The following is a 500-nucleotide window of genomic DNA, read 5'->3' as shown; positions in this document are numbered from 1 at the left end:
ATAAATCAGACTATTGATGCTAATTCTAGTCCATTAGTCAGGAATCATACGCAGCTCGCACTCATTGCGCCGTTTTATTGATAAAGTTTGCTTGGCCAAGTTTTAACCGGAGCTCAACCACCTGTGAATCGTTACGCTGTATTGTGTCTCGACAATAATCCAATCAGTGCAGAGCAGTTTCGATTGGAACTGTCGGCTTTCTCTAGCAAGTTTGATATTTTTTCTGTCGAGTCGATAGAAGAAGCGCAAAACGCGTTGGAATATCTTGAAGAAAGAGAACAAACTGTCGCGTTAGTGATCGCCAGCCATCACGCGCACTTTAATGGTGTGGATTTTCTCATTGGGCTGGACAAAACACCGCACACCGAGCGCGCTCGTAAAATTCTCATCAGTTGCTCTTCAGATATTGACGCGATACTCACGGCCGTCAATGAAGGTCGTTTGGATCATTGTTTGACCAAGCCTCTACCAGATAACGTCCTTTTTAATACGGCTCAAAA

1 pseudogene is annotated in these 500 nt (G+C 44.0%); it reads left to right on the top strand.

Features of this window, described 5'->3' with window-relative positions:
* Positions 1 to 123: 123 nt before the first annotated feature.
* Positions 124 to 500 (top strand): annotated as a pseudogene (locus tag R7044_RS28570) (ATPase); the annotation flags it as partial.

Source organism: Vibrio sp. 1402 (genome assembly GCF_033340275.1).
The sequence above is the reverse complement of the archived record's forward strand: the minus strand, read 5'-3'. Positions and strand labels throughout refer to the sequence as shown.